This window comes from Streptomyces sp. SID14515 (assembly GCF_010548505.1).
Classification (GTDB): Bacteria; Actinomycetota; Actinomycetes; order Streptomycetales; family Streptomycetaceae; genus Streptomyces; species Streptomyces caviscabies.
On sequence record NZ_JAAGMH010000149.1, the window covers coordinates 88,335 to 108,030 of the forward strand.

The window sequence follows — 19,696 nt, forward strand, 5'->3', positions numbered from 1 at the left end:
GGGAGTCAGGCATCATGACCCAGCAGTCAGTGGAACCGAAGACCAGTCCGGAAGGTGCGGGCCCCGGCTCGCGCGTTCCCGCCGGAAGATCATGGCTCGACCGGTACTTCCACATATCCGAACGAGGATCCTCGGTCGCGCGCGAGGTGCGCGGCGGCGTCACGACCTTCATGGCCATGGCGTACATCCTCCTGCTCAACCCGCTGATCCTGGGCGGGGAGGACGTCAACGGCAACCTCCTCAGCCAGCCCGGCCTGATCACCGCCACCGCCTTCGCGGCGGCCGCGACGACCCTGCTCATGGGCTTCGTCGGCAAGGTGCCCCTGGCGCTCGCCGCCGGACTCAGCGTCTCCGGTGTGCTCGCCTCGCAGGTCGCGCCCAACATGACCTGGCCGCAGGCCATGGGCATGTGTGTGATCTACGGTGTGGTGATCTGTCTCCTGGTGGTCACCGGCCTCCGCGAGATGATCATGAACGCGATCCCGCTCGCGCTCAAGCACGGCATCACCATGGGCATCGGGCTCTTCATCGCCTTCATCGGCCTCTTCAAGGCCGGATTCGTCCACAAGGGCGCCGGTGCGACCCCCGTATCGCTCGGCCCGGCCGGTGAACTGGCCGGCTGGCCCGTCCTGATCTTCAGCGTGACCCTGCTCCTCATCTTCATGCTCCAGGCGCGCAACATCCCCGGCGCGATCCTCATCGGCATCGTCGTCGGCACCCTGGTCGCCATCGTCGTCAACGCGATCGTCGACATCGACCCCAAGTCGTGGAGCAGCGGCCCGCCGGAGCTGGAGGGCAGCGCGGTCTCCACGCCCGACTTCTCGCTCTTCGGGAACGTCGAGTTCGGCGGCTGGGGCGACGTCGGCGTGATGACGGTCGGCATGATCGTCTTCACCCTGGTGCTGGCCGGCTTCTTCGACGCGATGGCCACCATCATCGGCGTCGGCACCGAGGCCAAGCTCGCCGACGACAAGGGCCGCATGCCGGGCCTCTCCAAGGCGCTGTTCATCGACGGCGCCGGCGGCGTCATCGGCGGTGTCGCCTCGGGCTCCGGCCAGACGGTCTTCGTCGAATCGGCCACCGGCGTCGGCGAAGGAGCCCGGACCGGGCTCGCCTCCGCCGTCACCGGCCTCTTCTTCGCCGCCTGCCTCTTCTTCACCCCGCTCACCGCGATCGTGCCGACCGAGGTGGCCTCCGCCGCCCTCGTCGTCATCGGCGCGATGATGATGCAGAACGCCCGGCACGTGGACTGGGGCGACCGCTCGGTCGCCATCCCGGTCTTCCTGACCGTGGTCCTGATGCCCTTCACGTACACCATCACCACCGGTGTCGCCGCGGGTGTCATCGCGTACAGCGCCATCAAGCTCGCCCAGGGCCGGGCCCGCGAGGTCGGGGCCTTCATGTGGGGGCTGACGGTGATCTTCATCGTCTTCTTCGCCCTCAACCCGATCGAGAGCTGGCTGGGCGTCCACTGACGCGCCCCGCGCCGCCCTCTTCCCGCTTAAGGAGATACGCCATGCTGGACATCGCCGAAGAGCTGCACCGGTGGGTCTCGCAGGGACGCGAGTTCGCCGTCGCCACCGTGGTGGCGGTCGGCGGCAGCGCGCCCCGGCAGCCCGGCGCCGCCCTCGCGGTCGACCGCGACGGCACGGCCATCGGGTCGGTGTCCGGCGGATGCGTGGAGGGGGCGGTGTACGAACTGTGCCAACAGGCACTCGATGACGGGAAGTCCGTCCGCGAGCGCTTCGGCTACAGCGACGAGGACGCCTTCGCGGTCGGCCTGACCTGCGGCGGCATCATCGACATCCTGGTCACACCGGTACGGGCGGACGACCCCGCCCGCCCGGTGTTCGCCGCAGCGCTCGCGGCCGCCGCGGAGGGGTCGGCGGCCGCGCTGGCACGGGTCACGGACGGACCCGAGGAACTCCTCGGACTCCCGCTCCTGGTCCGCGCCGACGGCAGTTACGAGGGCGGGCTCGGCGGCCACCCGGCGCTCGACCGGACCGCCGCCGCCGAGACCCGCGCCCGGCTCGACGCGGGCCGCACCGAGCCGCTCGCCATCGGCGCGGAGGGCTCGCGCTGCGGCCGGCCCATCGAGCTCCTGGTCGAGTCCAGCGTGCCGCCGCCCCGCATGATCGTGTTCGGCGCGATCGACTTCGCCGCCGCGCTCGTGCGCGCCGGGAAGTTCCTCGGCTACCGGGTCACCGTCTGCGACGCCCGACCCGTTTTCGCCACCGCGGCACGCTTCCCCGAGGCCGACGAGATCGTCGTCGACTGGCCCCACCGCTACCTCGCCGGCACCACCACCGACGCCCGTACCGTGCTCTGCGTCCTCACCCACGACGCCAAGTTCGACGTACCGCTGCTCGAAGCCGCCCTGCGCCTCCCGGTCGCCTACGTCGGCGCGATGGGCTCGCGCCGCACCCACCTGGAGCGCAACGAGCGGCTGCGCGAGGTCGGCCTCACCGACCGCGAACTGGCCCGGCTGCACTCGCCGATCGGCCTCGACCTCGGCGCCCGTACGCCGGAGGAGACGGCCCTGTCCATCGCCGCCGAGATCGTCGCGGTCCGGCGCGGCGGCAGCGGCGTACCGCTCACCGGGGCCCACACCCCCATCCACCACGACAGCAGCGGACAGCCGCTCGCCTCGGTGGCCTGAGGTGGCCTGAACCGCCCGTCAACACCCCGTCCACCTCGGGCGGGTTACCGCCACGGCGGTTTCCCGCCCGCCGTGAACGCAGCGATCACCCCGGATTTACCGGTAGATCAGCTGCATGACTTCTTCCCCCTCCTCCGTATCCGGCCGGGCGAGATCCGCTCGCCCAGGACGCAGAGCCCTGCTCCTGGCGACCTCGGCGGCCCTCATGGGCGGCATGCTGGTCCCCTTCGCCGGTGCGGGCGCCGCCGGCGCGGCCCCCGCGCCGGGCGCCGAAGCCCCGCGCTCCGACATACGCACCGAGAGCCACACCGTCACCCTGGTCACCGGCGACGTCGTGCGGTACGTCGACGGCCCCGGAGACCAGGACACCGTCACCGTGGACCGCCCGGACGGCGCGAGCGGCGGGGTCCACATCCAGCAGGCGGGCGAGGACGTGTACGTCCTGCCCGACGAGGCCACCGCGCTGATCGCGGCGGGCACCCTGGACCGCCGGCTGTTCAACGTCTCGGCCCTGGTGCGCATGGGCTACGACGACGCGGGCACCGGCGCCATCCCGCTCATCGCCACCTACCCGGCGGGCAAGGGCGACGCCAAGGCCAAGGCCCTGCCCGCCGCCCCGCGCGGTGCGAAGAAGGTCCGCACCCTCGCCTCGATCCACGGGGCCGCGCTCACCGCCGACAAGGACGACGCACGCACGTTCTGGAGCGCCATCACCCGTACTCCGAGCGCGCGTTCGCTCGACAGCGGGATCGCGAAGCTCTGGCTGGACGGGCGCTCCGAGGCGCTGCTCAGCGATTCGGTGCCGCAGGTGAACGCCCCGCAGGCGTGGGCCGACGGATTCGACGGCAAGGGCGCCAAGGTCGCCGTCCTGGACACCGGTATCGACGCCGACCACCCGGACGTCAAGGACCGCCTCGTCGGCTCCCGCAGCTTCGTCCCGGGCGAGGAGGTCGACGACAAGCACGGCCACGGAACCCACGTCGCCTCCACCATCGCCGGATCCGGCGCGGCGTCCGACGGTGCGAACAAGGGCGTCGCCCCGGGCGCCGACCTGCTCGTCGGCAAGGTCCTCGGCGACGAGGGCTCCGGCGCGGACTCCGGGATCATCGAGGCCATGGAGTGGGCCAAGGCCGAAGGGGCCGACGTCGTCTCCATGAGCCTCGGCTCCCCGGTGCCCGACGACGGCACCGACCCGATGTCCCAGGCGGTCGACTCCCTCTCGGCGGACGGCGGTCCGCTGTTCGTGATCGCCGCCGGCAACGCGTACGGAGCGGGCACGATCGGCTCGCCCGGCTCGGCGGAGCGGGCGCTCACCATCGCCGCCGTCGACAAGCAGGACGGCCGCGCGGACTTCTCCTCCATGGGCCCGCTCGTCCGCTCCCACGGCCTGAAGCCCGACCTCTCGGCCCCCGGCGTCGACATCAACGCCGCCGCCTCGCAGTCCGTCCCCGGCACCGAGGGCATGTACCGGTCGATGTCCGGTACGTCGATGGCGACGCCCCATGTCGCGGGCGCGGCGGCCATTCTGAAGCAGCGTCACCCCGACTGGACCGGTCAGCGCATCAAGGACGCGCTGATGACCTCGTCCAGGAAGCTCGACGCGTACACCCCGTACGAGCAGGGCACCGGCCGGCTCGATGTGAAGGCGGCGATCGACACCACGATCGAGGCCACCGGGTCGGTGGAGGTCGCCTCCTACGCCTGGCCGCACGGCCCGTCCGACGAGGTCGCCGAGCGCACTGTCACCTACCGCAACTCCGGTGACACGGACGTCACGCTGAACCTCGCCACCGACACGGACGAAGCGGCCTACACGCTCTCCACCGACACGCTGACCGTCCCGGCTGGCGGCACCGCCGAAGCCGTCCTGTCGCTCGACCCGTCGAAGGTCGCCAACGACACCGTCTTCTCCGGCCAGGTCATCGCCACCGACGCGGCGGGCGCCACCGTCGCGCACACCGGCTTCGCGCTCACCAAGGAGAAGGAGCTGCACGATCTGACGCTGAAGCTCCGCGACCGGTCGGGCAAGCCGATGGACGGCCTGGTCGTCCTCGCCGAGCTGGGCGACCCGCAGCTCGGCCTCGTCCAGGTCAGCGGCGGCGAAACCACGCTGCGTCTGCCGCCCGGCAACTACACCGCCTGGGCGTCGGTGGACATCGACGGCGACCGCCCCGACTCCAAGGCCGTCGCGTTCCTCGCGGCCCCCGAGACGATCCTCACCGGCTCCACCACCGTCACCCTCGACGCCTCCAAGGCCCGCAAGGTGAGCGTGCGCACCCCGAAGGAGACCGAGACCCGCCAGCTCCGCTACGACATGGCACGCACCGCCCCGGACGGTACCGTCCAGCGCGACGCGTTCCAGATCCCGCTGACGTACGACCAGTTGTGGGCGAGCCCCACGAAGAAGGTCACCCAGGGCAGCTTCAGCTTCCTGACCCGCTGGCGGCAGGGCGAGGAGCTGATCGACGTCGAGGCCGACGGCCGTGACGTACCGGTCTTCGTCCAGGGCGGCGCGGCGATCGCCGAGGACCGCCGGCAGAAGCTGAACGCGGTGTACGCGGGCAAGGGCGCGCCGGCGGACTACAAGCGCCTGAACGCGCGCGGCAAGGCCGTCGTGATCACCCGCAGCGCCGACGTCACCCCCGCCGAACGCCTCGCGGCCGCACTGGCCGCCGGAGCCAAGGCCCTGTTCGTCGTCAACGACGGACGCGGTGTGGCGATGGAGAGCTACACCCCCTACGGCGAGCAGACCACCATCCCCGTCGCCTCCGTCCAGGCCGCCGCGGGCGAGACGCTGATCAGGGCGGCGCAGCGCGGCAAGAAGGTCCAGGTCGACCAGAAGAAGTTCGCGGACTACCTGTACGACCTGGTGGACCGCCACGACGGCACGATCCCGGACCGCTCGCTGGCCTTCGCCCCCTCGGCCCGGCAGCTGGCGAAGGTGGAGAACACCTTCTACGGCCACGAGAAGACGCTCGGCGGCGGCTACCGCTACGACATCCCGGACTACGGTCCCGGCCTGGGCTTCGAGGAGTACGAGCAGTTCCCCGACGTCCGCACCGAATGGGTCAACCCGCTGCCGGGCGACTCGTTCTGGTACGAGAACCACTCGGTCCTCAACGCCGAGCAGTCCGACCGGGCGCACGAGATGCGCAGCGCCGAGCTGGACTACCGGGCGGGCAAGGACTACCGCGCCGAGTGGTTCGCCCCGGTCACCCGCCCCCGTCTCGGCACCGGCTACTGGGGTCCGTTCCGCACGGTCTACAACGACCTCCAGTTCAACATCACCCCGTGGACGGACGCCGGCGCGGGCCACTCCGGCTCGATGCCGGAGAACGAGTACGACACCACCTCGTACGCCTTCTACCAGGGCGACAAGGAGCTCAAGAAGGGCGCGGGCCGGGCCGGTTACATCGGTGACCTCTCCGCCGAGCAGCTGCCCTACCGCCTGGTCATCGACTCGCGGCGGGACGCGGAGACCTGGAAGACGTCGACCCGCACGCACTCCGAGTGGGGCTTCGTCTCCGGCGCGCTGGAGGAGGGCGGACCGCTCCAGACGGACATCCCGATGCTCCAGCTGGACTACGCCGTCGACACCGACCTGGCGGGCGACGTCCGGGCCGGCCGCACCACGGAGATCGGCCTCTCCTCCGGCACGCAGGAATGGCTGCCGGGCGCGGTGAAGGCGAACAAGGCTTCGCTGTCGGTCAGTTACGACGACGGCAAGCACTGGACGAAGGTGGACCTCCGCGAGAAGCGGACCGGCGAGTGGGCCGCGAAGTTCCGCACCCCGTCGAAGGGCGCGACCTCGGTCTCGCTCAAGGCGCACGCGGAAGGCCCCGGCGGGCTCGTCGTCGACCAGGAGATCATCCGGGCCTTCGGCCTGAAGTGACCCGCTGAGCGACCTGGGCCCGCACCCCTCCTGAGGGTGCGGGCCCTTACGCGTCAGCCCCCGGTCGGCAGGCTCGCCGCCGTCCGCCCGAACCGGGCCAGCAGATGCCAGACCTTCTTCAGGTCCTGCTCCGCATGGCCCCCGGCACGCGCCGCGTCGCCGATGATCCGGGCGTCCAGATACCCGTCGACCGCGAGGGCCGCGCCGAGCTCGACGTACTCCGGCCCCCGGAAACCGGGCCGGCGGCGCAACTCCTCGACGCCCAGCCGGAACCCCTCGTGCCACTCGACCGGGCACGGCAGCTTCTCGGCCGCGGCCTCCACCGCCGTGCCCCGGTACGCCGGATCGAGCACGAGCGCCTCCACGTCGCGGTCCAGCCGGACCGGGGCGTGGATCTGGGCCTCGATGTAGTCGTCCAGGGCGTCACGGCGGTCCGCCGCCGCCAGCTCGACCAGCCCCGACATCCGGGCCGCGACCCCGAAGTGCTCGGGCTCCGCCGCGCTGTCCGGATAGCAGAAGGTGGCCGAGCCGAGGACGTCCGCCACCAGCCGGAAGTGCGCCGAGCCGAACCGGGGCGCGGCGCCGAAGGAGGCGCGCCGGACGTCCAGCGCCCCGTAGACGGGCCGTTCGGCGGGCCCGGCCCGGTCGTACGCGCCGCCGAAGATCCGGCTCTCCCAGCGCCACCGGTCACCGCCGGGGCGCGCGGTGAGCCCGCCGTTGCCGGTGCCGGTCACGAACTGGGAGACGTACAGACCGTCCTCGCCCAGCCGGTCCAGGATCGGCCGCCCCGCCACCGTACGGTCGGGGTGGAAGTTCAGGGTGACGCGCAGTCCGGCGTCCAGCGGGGCGCCCGAGGACAGCGAGGCGACATGCTCCAGCGCCCGCCGCCGGGGCGAGGTGGGCGGGTGGTCGGCGTTCATCGGAACAGTGTGCCCGGACGGCTGCCGGGGGTGCACGTGCGTATCGCCTTCCACCGGTGCGGTTGGATGAGCCCATGAGCGTTCACGACGTGGCCCGCAGGCTGCCGGGCATACCCGTCCTCACCGATCTCTGCCGTTCGCTGGCGATGCTCGACGCGATCCTGTGCCCGGAGTGGGACCACCGCTGGCACGCCTTCGACGCGCGGTGGTCGCCGACGGAGCAGATGGCCTCGATGCGGGACGGGTCGGGCGGGGAGTACTCCGTGGTCCTCTCCGCCGACGGGGCGTACGCGCGGGGCTTCGACCATGAGTCGCCGATGAGCCCGTACGTGGACGACGTCCCCTGGCCCGGGGTGCTCGACGAGGTGCCCGCGGTGTTCCGCCGTTACGTGGACGAGCCGTCGTTCACCGACGAGTTCGGCCTGCCGGTGGTCACCGCCTGCCTCTGGCGCGAGAGCGGCGACGACCGCTGGCGGGCGGGCAGCATCGAGTTCCCGGAGGACGGCGAGGACTCCGACGGCGCGGACTGGCTCTTCCAGCTGCTGGTCACGGGCACCCCCGAGTCGTACCAGGAGTGGGCCGAGGACTACTTCGAGATATCCGTCGACCTCGAAGCCGTACGGCATGTCTACGCGCTGCGGCCGCTCACCGACGAGGTGATCACCGCGCTCAACCCCGAGCGGGTGCCCGCCGAACTGGCCGAGGACATCGAGGAGATCGGGTATCCGGTCGGCGCGGGGGAGTGAGCGTGGGCCGCGGGGCGTGACGTGGGGTCGGTCCGCCCCCGGCACGGCCGGGCCCGCGCCCGGCAGGCCCGGGCGGTCTCTCCGTACGGTGGAGAGTCCCGCCCGGGTCCGCGCTCACTTTCCGCTCTGCAGGGCCTTCCAGGTGGCCGGGCCCACCTCGCCGTCGACCTCCAGGCCGCGGGTGGTCTGGTAGCTGCGGACCGCCGTGTACGTGGCCGGGCCGAAGCTGCCGTCCGCGTTGACGGTGGTGCCGAGCGCCGCCGTCAGAGCCCGCTGGAGCCGCTTCACCGGCTCGCCCGAGCTGCCCTGCTTCAGCAGGGGGGTCGAGCCGGCCGACAGCAGGGCCGTCCAGGTCTTCGGGCCGACGATCCCGTCGGCGCCGAGCGAACGGTCCTGCTGGAACGCCTGCGTGGCGCTCTTCGTGGCGGCGCCGAACTGGCCGTCCACCGTGCCCGGCCGGTACTTCTGCGCGGTGAGCAGCGTCTGGACGGCGGAGACCTGCGGGCCCGAGGAGCCGGACTGCTGGGTCGTGTACACGGGGAAGGTCAGGCCGTCGCCGCCATTGCCGGGGTCGCCGTCGATCAGCTCCATGTAGTGGTTCCAGTCCCAGTTGGGGCCGGGGTCGGTGTGCGTGGCGCCGGGCGCCTCGCTGTGCCCGATGATGTGCGACCGGTTCTTCGGGATGGAGTACCGCGCCGCGAGGTGCTTGGTCAGGGCGGCCGAGGAACGGTACATGGCCTCCGTGTACCAGGCCGGGTCGTCGACGTAGCCCTCGTGCTCGATGCCCACGGACGAGGAGTTGACGCTGCCGGCGTGCCAGGCGGTGTCCTTCTCCCGCACCGACTGCGTGACCTCGCCGTCCGACGAGCGGATCGTGTAGTGGGCGCTGACCTTCGACTCCGGGTTCTGGTACCAGCTGATGGAACCGGCGTAGGAGCCCTGGGTGGTGTGGATGATCACCTTGTCGACGGTGGCCTTGCGGTCGACGACGTAGTTCCCGGAGTACGCGGGCACCCAGCGGGCCGAGGGGTAGTCCTCGCTCTGGGCGTAGACGTCGGACGCCGACAGCTCGCCCTTGTCCGGGTCGACGGGCCGGGCGGGCACGAGGACCTCCTCGCCGCCGGGCACCTTCGCGGTCACGCCCTCGGCGAGGAAGGTGAAGACGGTGTCCGCGTAGAGTGCGGCGGCCTGGTCCTCGGCGGCGCTGTAGCGGGCCACCGCCTGGTACCAGGAGTCGACGTCCCGGCGCTCGGCGGCGTCCAGGCCGAGCGCGTCGGCGTGGTCGCGCAGGACGGCCGCGCCGCCGAGGATGTTGGCCGTGGTGTCCCGGCGCAGCCGGGCGGCGCTCTCGCCGGTCAGCTCGGAGGCCTTCTCCAGGGAGCGGTTGACGGGGTTGCTCGCCAGGTGCATCACGCCGTAGCCGTTCGCCTGGCTGGGCTCTCCGCCGTGACCGTTCAGCCGGGACTCGCCGTAGCCGACGGCGGCCAGCAGATCGCGTGGTACGTCGTACGCGTGCGCCGCTTCGGCGAAGGCGCGGTTCACCGGGTCGGCCGTGTCCGCGTGGGGGGCGGCGTTCGAGGGCTGCCCGGTCGCGAGGAGGGCCGTGGCGGTGAGGACGGCCAGGGCACAGACGCGGACCCGGGTTCGGGCGGCGGTGCGTGGGGGCATGGGGGCTCCTGCTCCGTGGGAGGAAGTAAAAAGCCCTCGGGCCCGGGTGGGCCAGAGGGATGCCGAACCCGGCCAGGCTATCGATGTGAGTGGGACATGACAAAGGGGGGAATGGTCGATCCGGCTGGCAACATCCTGCAAATTCACGGGAGTTACCCGGACCGCTGAGCCTGTCGGGTGACATCGAGCGTCACCCGACAGGGGTGCCGGTACCGGTTGACGAAGCCTCGGCTACCAGCGGTCGCGGTGGATCACGTCCGCGACCGGTCGCCGCCGCACGGGGCCGAAGTTGCCCGCGGGCCACCCCACCGGAACGGCGGCGAACGTCGCCATGTCGTCCGGGATGCCCAGCTCTTTCTTCCACTCCTGCTCCAGCATCAGATGCCAGATGGTGATGTTCGCGGCGAGCCCCAGCCCCCGGGCGGCGAGCAGCAGGTTCTGCACCCCCGGATAGACGCAGGAGCCCTCGGCCAGCGCCTGGAAACGGGTCTGCGTGGTCATCATGTGCTCCGTGCCCGCCGGGCCGAGCGCCCGCGCCGAGGCAGCGAGACCCTCCTCGTCCAGCCGCGGCTCGGGGAACCGGTAGCACGGCACGATCAGCACCGGGGTGTCGGCGAAGTGGTCGCGCTGATACTCGATCGCCGCGACCATCCGCCCGTACGCCGCCTCGTCCATGCCCTCGGGGGCGTACTTCCCGGTCGTCGCCAGATATGCGTCCACGCACCGCTTCCACAACGGGGCGAGCCGCGCCATCACCTCGCGGTCGGTCACCACCACGTACTCGTAACACTGCATGTTGCCGCCGCTGGGACCCCAGACGGCGGCCTGTATCAGCTGCTCGACCGTCTCCTCGGGCACCGCGTCCGGCTTGAGGCGGCGCATGGCGCGCATCGTGGACATGGTGTCGAAGAGAGCGGGGCCGCCGAGGGCGGACGGGTCGGCCTGAACTGTTTCCATGGTCATGATCGCGGAGTTTACGTTTCGGACGGGCACACCGTAAGGGTCGCCTGCCGTATGATGACTGACCAGTCAGTCATTCAATTGGGGGCTCACGACATGGCCAAGAGAGTCGACTCGGTGGCGCGCCGGGACATGATCCTGAGGGCAGCCGTACGGGTGTTCGCCCGGCAGGGGTTCGCCGCGACGCGGGTGGACGACGTCGCCGGAGAAGCGGGCGTCGCCAAGGGCAGCGTCTACCTCTACTTCGACAGCCGGGACGCCTTGCTCGTGGCCGCCTTCGAGGAGTACGCGGCCCGCTCGCAGGAGGTGATCCAGCAGGCCCGTAGCGGTGCGGGGGACGGGCTGGAGCGGCTCGCCTCGCTGGTGCGGTCGGTGGTGGACATGGTCGCGGCCGAGCCCGAGCTCGCCCGGATCCTCATCGACCTGTGGGCCGCCGGACGGCAGGGGAAGGCCTCCGGGGTGGATGTCCCGGCCGTGTACCGCGAGTACCGCGCGGTGATCGCCGAACTGCTCGCCGACGCCGAGGCCGAGGGGATCTCCCGCGCGGGGGTGGGCGAAGGCCATGCGGCGGTGGTCGTCGGGGCGATCGAGGGCTGTGTGCTGCAGTGGATCGTCGATCCCGCGCTGCCGATCGCGGAGCTGTCGGCGCCGATCATCGACGTGTGCGTCGAGGGGCTGCGCCGCGGAGGGGCGGCGTGAGGACCGCGGGTGTCACGACCGCCCGGTGGCTCGACGCACAGTTGGTGGCGCCGGGGGCCGAGCGGGGTGAGCGGATCATCTGTTACGCGGGTGCGCTCGCCGGTTCCGTGTTCGCGACGGCCCTCGCCCTGCGCGCCCAGCACACGTGGTTGTCGCTGATCGTGATCGCTGTGGTGGCCTTCGATCTGTTCGGCGGCACGGTCGTCAACGCCACACGGTCCGCCAAGCGCCGGTTCCACCGCCCAGGACGCTCCTCCCGGCGTCATCTCGCGTTCGTGGCCGCCCATGTCCAGCCGTTCGTCCTGGCCCTGCTCGTCCCGGGGTTCGGCCTGCTCTCCGCCTGCGTCGTCTACGCACTCACGCTCGGCGGGGCGGCCGCTGTCCTGATCGCCCCCCTGGACCTCCGGCGCCCGGTCGCCTTCGCCGTCTCCGCCCTGGCGATCACGGCTGCCTCGACCTCGGTGGCCGTCCCCGACGAGTTGGCCTGGTTCGCCCCCGTCCTGGTGATCAAGCTGCTGCTGGCCCACCTGCTCCCGGAGGGCGCGGAGCGGTGACCTGCCGCTGCCGCGCCCCGCCGCCTCAGCGCCGCGTCAGCCGCACCACCGGGATGTCCCGCTCGGTGCCCGCCTGATACTGCCCGTAGCGCGGGAACAGCTCCACCAGACCCGGCCAGACCCGCGCCTTCTCCTCGGCCGGCAGCGTCGCCGCCACCGCGCCGAACCGCTCGGTGTTCACCCGCAGTTCGACGTCCGGGTTGGCCTGGAGGTTCAGATACCACAGCGGCGGCCGGTCCGAGCCGCCGTTGGACGCCACGATCAGATAGTCCTCGCCGTCCCGCCCGTACATCAGCACCGTGCGCCGCACCGTCCCGCTGCGCCGTCCCACGTAATCCATCAGCAGACACGGCACCCCGAGCTGGGTGGTGCCCTTCGTGCCGCCGGAGGACTCGTAGAGCTCGGCCTGCCGGGCGACCCAGTCGGCGGGGCTCAATGCGACCTCCGCGGTGCCGTCCTGATCGCCGTCCTGCTCGGCCGCCATCGGTTTCTCCTTCTCTCGTGCCGTCCCGTACGGGCTCCGCCCCCATCCTGGCACCCACCCGCGCCGCGCCCCGGATTCGTACACCTGGACACCACGCCCACCGCACGGGGGAACGCGGACCGGGGACCCGTCCGCGAAGGCGTATAAAGGGTCCTTCCGGAGCAGCCGGCGTCCCCCGATGGCCCCTCCCCCCACCTCCCCTCACCACGCGGCCGACGTCACCGCGTCACCGAGCCCAGGAGAGCCGAATGAGCACGTCGGAAGAGATCAGCACGCTGCTGGTGACGAAGTTCGGAACCGACCCCGGGGCGATCAGCCCCGATGTCCCGCTGCACCGGCTGCGGCTGGACTCCCTCGCGCTGGAGGAGCTGCGGCTGCTCATCGAGGACCGGCTGGACGTGGACCTGGAGGACGTCGCGCTCACCTCGCGCGACACCGTCGGCCGCCTCGTCGAGGCGGTCCACGGGAAGGTCACCGCATGAGCGCGGCGACAGCGGGGCCCTACCGGCGGACGCCGCTCGCCCCGTTCGCCGCCGCCGTCACCGGCGTCGGCCTGGTCACCTCGGCCGGTACGGGCGTGGACGCCGCCTGGCACGGAGTCACCGAGGGCCTCGTGCCGAGCGCCGCGGCCCGGCCCGAACTGGCCGAGCTGCCCTGCGACTTCTTCTACTCCGTCACCGACTGCGACCCGGGGGCCGTCCTCGGGGTGGCCGCCCAGCGGCTGATGGACCGCTTCGCCCAGCTCGCCGTCATCGCCGCCCGCGAGGCCGTCGCCGACGCCGGCCTCGACCCGTCCGTCTGGGACAGCGGCCGCGTCGGCGTCGTCATCGGCTCCGCCCACGGCGGGTTGCCCTTCTACGACGAGCAGGCCGCCGCCCTCGCCGGCCGCGGCCCCCGCCGGGTCTCCCCGAAGCTCGCCCCGCTCAGCGTCGTCAACGGCGCGGCCAGCAGCGTCAGCCTGGATCTCGGCGTCCACGGGCCCAGTCAGGCCGTCTCCACCGCCTGCTCCTCCGGCACCGTCGCCATCGGCACCGCCCACCAGATGCTCCGCTCCGGGGCCTGCGACATCGTCATCGCGGGCGGCGCCGAGTCCACCTGCACCCGCCTCCTGATCGCCAGCGCCTGCAGCCTCAAGGCCGTCTCCACCCGCCGCGAGGACCCCGCGGCCGCCTGCCGCCCCTTCGACACCCACCGCGACGGATTCGTCGTCGGCGAGGGCGCCGGGCTCGTGGTCCTGGAACACCCGGAGCACGCCCGCGCCCGGGGCGCCGCCGTCCACGCCCAGGTGAGCGGCTACGGAGCCTCCAGCGACGCCCACTCCGCCGTCGCCCCGGACCCCGAAGGCCTCGGCATCGAAAGGGCGTTGCGCACCGCGCTCGCCGACGCGGGCCTCGCCCCGGCCGACGTCGGGCACGTCAACGCACACGGCACCTCGACGCTCTCCAACGACCTGATCGAGGCGACCATGCTCCGCCGGGTCCTCGGCGACGGCCCGCTGGTGACCTCCACCAAGGCGATGACCGGCCACACCCTCGGCGCGGCCGGCGGCATCGAGACCGCGCTCACCGTGCTCGCCCTCCAGCACCAGCTGGTCCCGCCCACCGTCAACCTGGACGCGCCCGATCCGCGGATCCCGATCGACGTGGTGGCCAAGGAAGCCCGCGGCGCGTCCTTCGACTGCGCCGTCAAGACCTCGCTCGGCTTCGGCGGCCACAACGCGGCACTCGTCCTCACCAGGGCCTGAGCGGAAGGGAACGCAGGAGCACATGCCCGAGGAGATCATCCGGACCCTGTCGGTCGACGGAGTGCGCTACAGCTACCGCGTCCTGCCGCACTCCCGCCCCGGCGGCGTCCCGGCCACCGAACCGACGCTCATTCTCGGCGGCGCGCTCCAGGGCATGTTCGGCTGGCCCCAGATGGACGACCACCTGGGCCCGGCCGGAGACGTCGTCACCGCCGACCTGCCGGGCATGGGCAGCGCCGACCCGCTCCCGCCGGGCCCCAGTGCCGATCTGCTGCGCCGGGCCGTCCTCTCCATCGCCGACGACCTCGGCGCCCCCCGGCTCAACATCTTCGGCTTCTCCTACGGCACGGCCATCGCCTTCGGCTTCGCCCGCCGCCACCGCGAGCGGGTGGCACGCCTGGCCCTCGGCGGCGTCCCGGTCCACATCGACGCGGTCCAGGTCGCCTGCTGGGAGCGGGCCCGGCGGCAGCTGGCCGCCGGCGACCGCGAGGGGTTCGCCGCCACGGCGGCCGACGCACTGATGTGCCTGGACCCCGAACGACCCGTACACCGCCGTGAGTTGGCCCGACGCTATGTGCGGCGCTCCTTCCTGCACGCGCTCACCCACTCGCCGCACGCGGCGGACTCGCTCTACCGGGCGCTGGCCGACCGGCCCGACTTCTCCGGCGGTCTCACCGGCGTACCGGCGCTGGTCTTCGCCGGGGAGCACGACACGGTGACCTCGCCCGCGCGGCAGCGGGAGTTCGCCGCGACGATCGAGGGCAGCCGGTTCCTGACGATCGGGGAGTCCGACCACTGGGTGGTGCTGGAGCGGGCCGACGAGGTGGCCTCGCTGGTCTCCCGGTTCTTCACCGGGCACGAACCGGTGACCGGCGCGGTCACCCTGCCGCGCCAGGCGGGCGCCCCGGTGGGGCGGACCTGAGCTTCAGGTCCGCCCCACCGGGTCACGGCCTCAGTGCCCGTGGCCGTGCGAGCCCTCGGCCTTGATCCGGACCACCTGCGGGTCGTGGTCGCTCGCCTGGTCGGCGAACTCGGCGTTGATGTGCACCACGTCGTAGTCGAGGCGGCGGATGCCGGGGCTCGTCAGGATGTGGTCCAGCGTCTGCGAGTTGCCGTCGAAGACATAGCTGTACCGCTCGGACGCGGGCAGCGTCGAGATCAGCGGCTTGAGCGCCTTCCCCTTGGTCAGGGCCTTCATCGTCGGGGAGAACTCGAAGTCGTTGAAGTCCCCGAGCGCGACGACCTTGGCCGACCTGTCCGCCTTCAGCAGCGAGGCGACGAAGGTGTTCACCTCGGCGGCCTGCTGGATGCGCTTCGCCTCCGAGGAGCGCGTCGGCTCCTGGTAGCGGCCGTGCAGCGGCTGGTCGCCGCCCTTGGACGCGAAGTGGTTGCCGATGACGAAGACGGGCTTGCCCCGGAAGACGAACTCGCCCACCAGCGGCTTGCGGCTGTCCGCCCACGCCGCGCTCGCCGGATTGATCCGGCCGGGCGAGGCGGAGAGCCGGACACCCTTCCCCGCCTTCACGGCCTCCACCGCCGTGGTGGCGTCGCCGCCAGGACGGTCGGTGAAGGAGACCCGCTTGGGGTTGTAGAGGAAGACGTTGCGGATGTTGCCGCCGGGCTCGCCGCCGTCCTTGTTGTTCTCGGGGGCGATGTAGCGCCAGGCGTAACGCGGCCCGCCCTGCGCGACGATCGCGTCCGTGAACCGCTTCAGCGTGGCCTCGGACCCCACCGTGCCGTCGTTGACCGCGCCGTTGTCGTCCTGGATCTCCTCCAGCGAGACGATGTCGGGGGAGGAGAGATTGACCGCGACGCCCGCGGCCAGCGTGTCGAACTTGGCCTGGTCGTCGCTCGCGTCGAGGTTCTCCACGTTGTACGTGGCGACCGCCAGCTCGTCCTTCTTCTGCTTGCGGGTCACCTCGCGCCGCAGCTTCTTGTCGACGACCGTGCCCAGCTCGGTGGCCTGCACGTTGTAGCCGCCGTACGACGCGTAGTCGAGGACGCCGGTGGTGCGGCCCTTGAGGACGTCACCGACGTTGGCCGTCGGCACCGGCTGCGCCGGGTCCAGCGACATCACCTTGAGCCGGCCGGTGTTCTGGTCCTGGTACGAGGCGTAGAGGGTGCCGCCGCGCCGGGTCGGGTTCTCCTTCGGCTTGACGGTCACCCAGATCTCGTCGTACGCGGTCGTCGCCCCGGTCACCCGGGTGTCGGCGATCCGGACCCGGGAGCCCTCCAGCGCCTCGTACAGGTCCAGCGCGTAGCGCTTCGGGTCCAGGGGCAGCGCGTCGATCGCCCCGCCGTCCGCCGAGGGCACATAGCGGCCGGGCACCGAGCGGGCGTCGAGGACGACCGGGGCGGGCAGCGCGTTGCCGGAGGAGAGGACGGTGGTGCGCGGTGCGGTGATCTGGGTGAGCGACTGGGTGCCGGTGCCCGGGTAGTACTCGGCGACCTTGCCGCTGACCAGGACCGCGTCGCCGACCTGCACGGCCGGGGCGGTGGAGCCGGTGTAGACGAACAGGCCCTCGCTCGTGCGCGGGTCGTGGTCGGGCGCGGTGTCCTGGATCCAGAAGCCGCGCGAGCCGCTGGTGCGGACGCCGGTGACGACGCCCGGGACGCCGTCGACCGTCGAGCCGTCGAGCGGAGAGACGCGGGTGGCGCCCTGGATGTCGTGGATCCGTACGTCACCGGGCTCGGTGGGGCCGGGCTCCTCGGGCTCCTGCCCGCCGCCGGACGTCTCGCCCTTCGTGTTGACCGGGGTCGGGGCGCCCGCGGCGAGGTCGGCCGCGTTGTCGTCGGTGTCGGCGAGCGAGGCGGCCCGCGCCACGGACGCGGTGGCCGAGGCGCCGGGGACCGGGCCGCTGCCCTCCCGGACGACCGCGGAGCCGTAGCCGACCAGATCGACGATCCGGGTGTCCGCCGCGCAGTCCGCCGCCGATTTGCAGGTGAGCGGGGCCGTCCCGGAGACCAGGGCGACCGTGCCGCTGCCCGCCGCCATCGCGACCGTGCCGGTGGCGTCGGCGGTGGGCAGCGCGACCGTGCCGCCGGTGCCCGCGGCCTGGGCGACCAGATAGCGGCCGCCGGGCGCGATCGACCCGGTCAGCTCGGAGACCTGCCACAGCGAACCGGCCGACGGGCTGCCCGGCAGGTACTGGACGCTGAGACCGCCGACCTCGAAGGGCGCGGAGCCGGCGTTGGCCAGCTCGACGAAGTCCCGGGTCAGCGTCGCGCCGGAGTTGCCCCCGCCGCCGTACACCTCGGAGATGACGGCGGTGGCGGACGGGGCCGCCTGGGCGGCGGGCAGGGCGGTCACCGCGAGAGCGACGGCGACGGCGCCGGTCAGCAGGACGGAACCGGATCTGTATATCTGCACGGGAGGTGCCCCCAACTGAACTGAGTAGTAGGGGCAAAAGCTATGCGCGTAGAACAGGGCATGACAAGGCATCATCGGTTAATTCCCGGCATCATCCGGATGGAGCGCGGGTATCACCGCCCCGCACCGATCGCCGCACCCCCGCTTCGCGCGCCCGCCACACGCCTGTCACATGCGGCAACGGACGGGCAACACGCCCTGCTGAGACGGCCGTCCACCATGCGGTCAACGGTTTGACCGGGTTACGCCGTTCCGACTAGGTTGCGCGCCATGCAGCGATCCGCACACCTGACGACGCGAGGTCATGTCGACCTGAAGCGCGTGTGCTCCGCGGCGTGTCACCGGGCCTGAACGCACCCGCCCCGTCGCGACCGCCGCCGGAGCCCTTCCGGCGTGCGCACCCGGGGCCCACCGTTCCATGGGAGAAGCCGAACCCGCTCCGGCCCGGCGCCGGAGGTCTCGGCCCGAGGCTCCGTCCGGACGCCTTCCCGCACGGCCCGCTGCCATCGAGGACCTGTGAAGACACCTGTGAAGCGTCCGCCCGTGCCCGCCCGCCGCCCCGCCCCGCTGCGCCGCTCGGACATCCCGGCCGCCGGGCCCGCCCGCCGTGTCTCCGGCACCGGCTCCGGCTCCGTGCTGAGCGCCATCCTCGACCACGGGCCCGTCGCCCGGTCCACCGTCGCCCGGCTCACCGGCCTCTCCCCGGCGGCGGTCACCGGCCATGTCGGGCAACTGCTGGCGCGCGGCCTCGTCCGCGAGGGCGCGGAGACCGCCGGGCCCAAAGGGCTCGGCCGCCCCCACATACCCGTGGAGATCGACACCGGCCGCTATCTGGTCGCCGGGGCCCATGTCGCCGTCGCGCACTCCACCGTCGCGCTGATGGACCTGCGCGGCCGGATCGTCGCCGAGGACCGGCAGCCGCACGCCATCGGGGCGATGGGCCCGTACGCCACCGTCCCCGGCGGCTCCCCGCGCGGCCTGGCCAGCGGTCCGGCCCTGCTGCGCGACCTCGCCGACCGGCTGCCCCGGCTCGTCGAGGCGCACGGCGCAGGGCGGACCGTCCTCGCCCTCGGCTTCGCCACCGGCCACCGGGTCGACCCCGCCGCCGGAGTCGTCGTCGAGCATCCGCACCTGGGCTGGCGGGACGTCCCGGTGCGCGAGATCCTCGAAGCCGCCACCGGCCTTCCGGTCCATGTGGACAGCCACTCCCGGGCGTTGGCCCGTGCCGAGCAGCTGTTCGGCGAGGCCTCGACCCGGGCCAGCACCGTCCTGCTCTTCGTCGGAGCCGTGGTGGACGCGGCGTTCGCCAGCTCCGGAACGATGCATCTGGGCCCCCGCTCCGGCGCGGGCAGCGTGGCCCATCTGCCGCTGGGGGCAGGCGGATCGGGCGGGGCCGAACCCTGTTCGTGCGGCCGTACCGGCTGCCTCCAGTCGGAGGTCTCCGAGCGGGCCATGGTGCGCCGCGCCGCCGAACAGGGCCTGTACGTCGGCTCGTTCACCGAACTGCTCGACGGCGCCCTGGCCGGCGACGCGCGAGCCCTGGCGCTCTTCCGCCGCCGGGCCCTGCTCGTCGGCCGGGCGGCGGCCCTGCTGCTGGACATGTTCGACCCGGAGGTCCTGGTGGTCGTCGAACCGGGAGCGGGCCGGATCCCGGAGTGCCTGGCGGACCTCCGGGCGGAGGTGGCGCAGCGCTCCTGGGTCTGCGACGACCCCGAACGGGCCGTGGTGCCCAGCAGCTTCACCGGATCGGTGCTGGCCACGGCGGGCGGCGCGGTGGCGCTCGGCGCGCTGTACACCGACCCGCTGGGGCCCTGGCCCGCGCTGCCCGCGGTGTCCTGACCACGCGGGCCGACCCCTGTCCGCGGCCGGTGCGGAACCCGACTTAATTCAGAACGTTGCATTGTTGACCGGCCCGACAGCACCACAGGACAATGGATTCATGACCAGCCGACAGCGTATTCAGCAGAGCGTGCCCCGCACGGCTCGCCGCTGTCGCACGG

Annotated in this window: 15 protein-coding genes; 10 read left to right on the plus strand and 5 right to left on the minus strand. The window is 72.4% G+C overall.

Annotated features, from left to right (window positions below):
- The first annotated feature begins 14 nt into the window (after positions 1 to 14).
- The 3 genes from G3I54_RS38655 to G3I54_RS38665 all read left to right on the plus strand — a co-directional run bounded on the left by G3I54_RS38655 (position 15) and on the right by G3I54_RS38665 (position 6,551).
- Positions 15 to 1,475 (plus strand): NCS2 family permease, encoded by a 1,461-nt coding sequence (locus G3I54_RS38655; protein ID WP_164622089.1) that lies wholly within the window; start codon positions 15 to 17, stop codon positions 1,473 to 1,475.
- 41 nt (positions 1,476 to 1,516) lie between these two features.
- The gene (locus G3I54_RS38660) at positions 1,517 to 2,659 is read left to right on the plus strand and encodes an XdhC/CoxI family protein (RefSeq protein WP_164622091.1); all 1,143 of its coding nucleotides are present in this window, start codon (positions 1,517 to 1,519) and stop codon (positions 2,657 to 2,659) included.
- 214 nt (positions 2,660 to 2,873) lie between these two features.
- A complete protein-coding gene (locus G3I54_RS38665; RefSeq protein ID WP_203687786.1) occupies positions 2,874 to 6,551 on the plus strand; it encodes a S8 family serine peptidase in 3,678 nt (1,225 codons plus the stop codon).
- A 53-nt stretch (positions 6,552 to 6,604) separates the two neighbouring features.
- Here the strand turns inward: G3I54_RS38665 and G3I54_RS38670 are convergent, their stop codons facing one another.
- The gene (locus tag G3I54_RS38670) at positions 6,605 to 7,471 is read right to left on the minus strand and encodes a DUF3626 domain-containing protein (RefSeq protein WP_164622095.1); all 867 of its coding nucleotides are present in this window, start codon (positions 7,469 to 7,471) and stop codon (positions 6,605 to 6,607) included.
- Between the two features lie 74 nt (positions 7,472 to 7,545).
- On the opposite strand from G3I54_RS38670, the gene G3I54_RS38675 reads away from it, so the two are divergent.
- Positions 7,546 to 8,217 (plus strand): hypothetical protein, encoded by a 672-nt coding sequence (locus G3I54_RS38675; RefSeq protein ID WP_164622097.1) that lies wholly within the window; start codon positions 7,546 to 7,548, stop codon positions 8,215 to 8,217.
- A gap of 114 nt (positions 8,218 to 8,331) precedes the next feature.
- Here the strand turns inward: G3I54_RS38675 and G3I54_RS38680 are convergent, their stop codons facing one another.
- Positions 8,332 to 9,885, minus strand: a complete 1,554-nt coding sequence (locus G3I54_RS38680) for an N-acetylmuramoyl-L-alanine amidase (RefSeq protein WP_164622099.1) — start codon at positions 9,883 to 9,885, stop codon at positions 8,332 to 8,334.
- 231 nt (positions 9,886 to 10,116) lie between these two features.
- Entirely contained in the window at positions 10,117 to 10,848 is a 732-nt protein-coding gene (locus G3I54_RS38685) for a nitroreductase family protein (protein ID WP_164622101.1), read from the minus strand.
- 93 nt (positions 10,849 to 10,941) lie between these two features.
- Here G3I54_RS38685 and G3I54_RS38690 point away from each other — a divergent pair, with 93 nt between their 5' ends.
- Positions 10,942 to 11,544, plus strand: coding sequence for a TetR/AcrR family transcriptional regulator (locus G3I54_RS38690; RefSeq protein WP_164622103.1), 603 nt, complete (start codon positions 10,942 to 10,944; stop codon positions 11,542 to 11,544).
- The gene (locus G3I54_RS38695; RefSeq protein WP_164622105.1) at positions 11,541 to 12,098 is read left to right on the plus strand and encodes a hypothetical protein; all 558 of its coding nucleotides are present in this window, start codon (positions 11,541 to 11,543) and stop codon (positions 12,096 to 12,098) included. Before G3I54_RS38690 ends, G3I54_RS38695 begins: the two co-directional genes overlap by 4 nt.
- A 25-nt stretch (positions 12,099 to 12,123) precedes the next feature.
- On the opposite strand, the gene G3I54_RS38700 is transcribed toward G3I54_RS38695, so the two are convergent.
- Positions 12,124 to 12,582: a nitroreductase family deazaflavin-dependent oxidoreductase gene (locus G3I54_RS38700; protein WP_164622107.1), complete on the minus strand. Its 459-nt coding sequence runs from the start codon at positions 12,580 to 12,582 to the stop codon at positions 12,124 to 12,126.
- 248 nt (positions 12,583 to 12,830) lie between these two features.
- On the opposite strand from G3I54_RS38700, the gene G3I54_RS38705 reads away from it, so the two are divergent.
- Genes G3I54_RS38705 through G3I54_RS38715 form a run of 3 tightly spaced genes read left to right on the plus strand, consistent with a single transcriptional unit; the run spans position 12,831 to position 15,248 of the window.
- On the plus strand, positions 12,831 to 13,064 hold the full coding sequence (locus tag G3I54_RS38705) for an acyl carrier protein (RefSeq protein ID WP_103511227.1): 234 nt from the start codon (positions 12,831 to 12,833) through the stop codon (positions 13,062 to 13,064).
- Positions 13,061 to 14,326: a beta-ketoacyl-[acyl-carrier-protein] synthase family protein gene (locus G3I54_RS38710; protein WP_164622109.1), complete on the plus strand. Its 1,266-nt coding sequence runs from the start codon at positions 13,061 to 13,063 to the stop codon at positions 14,324 to 14,326. Before G3I54_RS38705 ends, G3I54_RS38710 begins: the two co-directional genes overlap by 4 nt.
- A gap of 22 nt (positions 14,327 to 14,348) precedes the next feature.
- A complete protein-coding gene (locus tag G3I54_RS38715) occupies positions 14,349 to 15,248 on the plus strand; it encodes an alpha/beta fold hydrolase (protein ID WP_164622111.1) in 900 nt (299 codons plus the stop codon).
- Positions 15,249 to 15,278: 30 nt separating this feature from the next.
- Here the strand turns inward: G3I54_RS38715 and G3I54_RS38720 are convergent, their stop codons facing one another.
- The gene (locus G3I54_RS38720; protein WP_164622113.1) at positions 15,279 to 17,696 is read right to left on the minus strand and encodes an endonuclease/exonuclease/phosphatase family protein; all 2,418 of its coding nucleotides are present in this window, start codon (positions 17,694 to 17,696) and stop codon (positions 15,279 to 15,281) included.
- Between the two features lie 528 nt (positions 17,697 to 18,224).
- Between G3I54_RS38720 and G3I54_RS38725 the strand changes: the two genes are divergently transcribed.
- On the plus strand, positions 18,225 to 19,535 hold the full coding sequence (locus G3I54_RS38725; protein WP_164622116.1) for an ROK family transcriptional regulator: 1,311 nt from the start codon (positions 18,225 to 18,227) through the stop codon (positions 19,533 to 19,535).
- Positions 19,536 to 19,696 lie beyond the last annotated feature (161 nt).

Bases quoted from the DNA above. Each gene is read 5' to 3' on its own strand.
- G3I54_RS38685 (WP_164622101.1), bottom strand. From the start codon at position 10,848: ATGACCATGGAAACAGTTCAGGCCGACCCGTCCGCCCTCGGCGGCCCC.
- G3I54_RS38710 (WP_164622109.1), top strand. From the start codon at position 13,061: ATGAGCGCGGCGACAGCGGGGCCCTACCGGCGGACGCCGCTCGCCCCG.
- G3I54_RS38670 (WP_164622095.1), bottom strand. From the start codon at position 7,471: ATGAACGCCGACCACCCGCCCACCTCGCCCCGGCGGCGGGCGCTGGAG.
- G3I54_RS38665 (WP_203687786.1), top strand. From the start codon at position 2,874: ATGCTGGTCCCCTTCGCCGGTGCGGGCGCCGCCGGCGCGGCCCCCGCG.
- G3I54_RS38655 (WP_164622089.1), top strand. From the start codon at position 15: ATGACCCAGCAGTCAGTGGAACCGAAGACCAGTCCGGAAGGTGCGGGC.
- G3I54_RS38705 (WP_103511227.1), top strand. From the start codon at position 12,831: ATGAGCACGTCGGAAGAGATCAGCACGCTGCTGGTGACGAAGTTCGGA.
- G3I54_RS38675 (WP_164622097.1), top strand. From the start codon at position 7,546: ATGAGCGTTCACGACGTGGCCCGCAGGCTGCCGGGCATACCCGTCCTC.
- G3I54_RS38690 (WP_164622103.1), top strand. From the start codon at position 10,942: ATGGCCAAGAGAGTCGACTCGGTGGCGCGCCGGGACATGATCCTGAGG.
- G3I54_RS38660 (WP_164622091.1), top strand. From the start codon at position 1,517: ATGCTGGACATCGCCGAAGAGCTGCACCGGTGGGTCTCGCAGGGACGC.
- G3I54_RS38715 (WP_164622111.1), top strand. From the start codon at position 14,349: ATGCCCGAGGAGATCATCCGGACCCTGTCGGTCGACGGAGTGCGCTAC.
- G3I54_RS38700 (WP_164622107.1), bottom strand. From the start codon at position 12,582: ATGGCGGCCGAGCAGGACGGCGATCAGGACGGCACCGCGGAGGTCGCA.
- G3I54_RS38680 (WP_164622099.1), bottom strand. From the start codon at position 9,885: ATGCCCCCACGCACCGCCGCCCGAACCCGGGTCCGCGTCTGTGCCCTG.